The organism is Coprococcus sp. RTP21428st1_C9_RTP21428_210409 (assembly GCF_040227395.1).
Lineage (GTDB): Bacteria > Bacillota > Clostridia > Lachnospirales > Lachnospiraceae > Coprococcus > Coprococcus aceti.
The window spans coordinates 1-3,555 of sequence record NZ_JBEHVV010000123.1 but is presented as its reverse complement, the minus strand read 5'-3'; the positions used below and the strand labels follow the sequence as shown (position 1 = coordinate 3,555).

General features: G+C 44.6%; 3 protein-coding genes. All 3 read right to left on the bottom strand.

Annotated elements, in window-relative coordinates:
* The coding region (locus ABUA34_RS14010) for a glycosyltransferase (protein ID WP_349823517.1) at positions 1-351 on the bottom strand (351 nt) is incomplete at its 3' end.
* Entirely contained in the window at positions 348-2,048 is a 1,701-nt protein-coding gene (locus tag ABUA34_RS14005) for a glycosyltransferase family protein (RefSeq protein WP_349823516.1), read from the bottom strand. The genes ABUA34_RS14005 and ABUA34_RS14010, both read right to left, overlap by 4 nt.
* Positions 2,049-2,202: 154 nt before the next feature.
* On the bottom strand, positions 2,203-3,555 hold a 1,353-nt coding region (locus tag ABUA34_RS14000; protein WP_349823515.1), incomplete at its 5' end, for a phospho-sugar mutase.

Genomic DNA, 3,555 nt, shown 5'->3' with positions numbered 1-3,555 from the left:
GTCATATTCTCCCTGCTCAAGTATACCGAGCATCTCCGGGAGCAGACTTGGCGGATCCTGCATGTCGGCATCCATCACCGCCACGTAATCCCCATCTGCATTGCAGAAGCCCGCATACATTGCAGCCTCCTTACCAAAGTTTCTGGAAAATGACAAATACTTGAAATAATCGTATTCCTCTGAGATCTTTTTCATGGTCTCAAGAGTCTTATCCGACGAACCATCATTTACCATAAGAACCTCAAAATCATACTGCCTGAGTTCCTGTCTCACCTTGTCCAGCTCCCCTGCAAATATCGGAAGAGCCTGCTCTTCGTTATAGCATGGAATTATCAAGCTAACTTTTTTCATTTTGTTTCACCTGCTTTAAATTTATAAATTCGTATTCCTGAAAATCTGTATTCTATAGATTTCTTTGTATACTTTGTTATCTCTGCTATTTTCTCAGTCATCTTGTGTATCTTTTCCTTTTCAATTTTTGGATCATTGATGACTGCCACATATATCTCATCGCCGCAGTCTTTCACCAGATCAGCGATGCTGTCTATATCATCCTCGTACACATACCGGCATCTTCCCATCTGGGAAAATACGTTCATTCCCGCGTACACGTTGTTCCATTTGCCATCTCCGTGACACAGTATGATACAGTCCTGTCCCTTCATCTCCTCCAAGGCTGTGCTCCAGTCGCTGTAGCCCCTGTACTGCCAGTCTACACCCTTTACAGCTAAACTGCCTGCACATAATGCAAGGCATATGACAGCGGTTACAACTGCACATCTCTTCCTGGTTATTACTGGAACCAGCTTCATCATACACCATATCATAAACACAGCCACTATAGGAAGTGCCGAGTAGATATATCTTGCATTTACAAGCTCGGACCCCTGTATTCCCACAAATGCAAGAACGGCGTCGGCCACGATAACCCCCGCCAATAACAGTGAGCGTGACTCTATCCTTCCTGTTCTGTCCGCATCTATATCTCTCCTGTGTGTACATACTCTGTAGGATAATCCATCATTTTTCCTGACCAAGGATATCCTTATATCCACAAATGAAAGCACTATCCTTGCCACGATGAGCACCAGTGCCACAAGCACGATCAGCGGAAGCAGTCCTGCAAAATACGACCTGTTTATATAACTGATATAATATAAGAATTTGTGACCGGAAAGTCCTATCAGATTATCGGTAGCATAGCTTCCCCTGTAACCAAATATGTGCTTTATCGTCGCGGGAAATACCGCTATTGCCGCACCAAATCCAGCAACAAGACTAAAGCCATACGCAAACATCTGCTTTACCTTTCGCATATACAACAGGTATATACATACACACAATCCAAGTCCGGCAACATAGAAGTAGAAATAATAGTGTGTGAGTCCGCCGAACATGACCGCCAGTGCCAGCAATATAAAATACGGCACGGTCATCTTCTTTTTATGTCTCAGTATATATACATGAACCGCCGTCAGCAGCAATACATTCAAGGTCTGAAGAAGATACATCCGTATGAGCATACAGTTGCTTATGCCCACCGATGATACGCCCCACAGAGCTGCCGCCATCAGTCCATACCATCTGTTTCCAAGCAGATATGCCGCCACATACAACAGAAGAATATCCACAAATATCAGGAGTATGAGGTTGAGCACTATTCCCGGAACTGCACTGTATCCCGCTCCTTTGAAAAAGTAGCACACCGTATGCAGCAGCATATAATATACCGGCGGGTGGACATCATTTTCCTGATTTCTGTATGCCGCACTGTAGTTGAATGAATCATCGTTATAATTCATATAGTTCTCAAAATATGACCCCGTCACCCACTCATCAAGTGGCGTGTTGTCCTCTCCCGGATGGAGAAAAGTCTTGTCCGTGGAGTTTGCAAGGCCATAGCTGTACACCTCATCGCAAAACAGATACTGTCTCTTAAGCCCGTAGTGGATGCACAGTCCATACTGCAGTAACACCAGCACTATGCATGCGATCCAGAAATACCGATTTGTCCTGATTTCTTTATTTTTCTTTACACTCTCTGTCATAATCTATTCTCCCACTGTCTTTGCCCATATAATAAGAGCAGTTTACCTCCTTTGTATACTTAATTTATTTTAAAATAAAAAACGGACTGCTACATTGTGACCGTATATTATACGTCACTGTAACAATCCGTTTGTTTATGATTATTTTTCTTTATTACTTTTCAAGTATATCGTAGATAAGATCCATGACCTTGTCACCAAATGCTGCTGACTCCTTCTGTGCCTCATCGTATGATGAACCCTTGATTCCGTAGTAGAACTTGATCTTTGGCTCAGTTCCTGATGGTCTTACCGCAAGCCATGCATCGTTCTCAAGCTCGTAGTAGAGTACATTGGCATTCGGGAATCCGGTAGGCTTAACCTCACCTGTCTCGATATTCCTTATATACTCAAGACGATAATCACGTACCACTCTGGTCTTGTATCCTGCTACTTCCTCAGGTACATTTGCACGGAGGATATTCATGATGTGTCCGATCTTCTTTGATCCCTCAACACCCTTGAGTGTTACGGTCTTAATGTCATCTACATAATATCCGTACTTCTCGTACATATCCATCATTGCATCCCAAAGAGTCTTGCCCTGACCCTTGTAGTAAGCTGCTGCCTCACAGAGAGCCATAGTTGCAACAACGGCATCCTTGTCTCTTGCGTGGGTTCCGATCAGGCATCCGTAGCTCTCCTCGAATCCGAAGAGGTATGTTCCCTTGCCTGTCTGCTCAAATCTGAGGATCTCACGGCCAATGTTCTTGAAACCTGTGAAACACTCGATGAGATCTGTTCCATAATACTTTGCTATAGCATCTACCATGTTGGTAGTAACGATAGTCTTGATGATTGCTCCGTCTGCTGGAAGGCTGCCATTCTTCTCCTTCATCTGGCTTACCTCATACTCGCAGAGTAAGCTTCCTGACATGTTACCTGTGAATACCTTGTACTCACCTGTCTTGGAATCCTTGGCGTAGCATCCGAGTCTGTCGGCATCAGGGTCTGTTGCCAGAACGAGATCTGCATCGACCTCCTTTGCCAGCTTGAGTGCCAGTGCAAATGCTTCCTTTGCCTCTGGGTTTGGATACTCAACTGTTGGGAAATCTCCATCCGGAAGCTCCTGCTCAGGAACCACGTACACATTCTCAAATCCGATCTCCTTGAGAATCCTTCTTACAGGGATGTTGCCTGTTCCGTGAAGTGGTGTGTACACGATCTTGATATCCTTGCCATACTTGTCAATTGCATCCTGATTGAGGATGAGCTTCTTGAGCTCGCCCATGTATGCGTCATCAACCTCTGAACCGATAGTTACAAGAAGCCCCTTCTTCTTTGCCTCTACCATGTCCATGGTCTTTGTATCTGCGAAATCTGTGATGGCCTTTACCTCGGCCATGATTCCCTGGTCATGAGGTGGTGTGATCTGTGCGCCATCCTCCCAGTATACCTTATATCCATTGTACTCTGGTGGGTTGTGTGATGCTGTTACATTGATACCAGCTACACAGTCCAGATATCT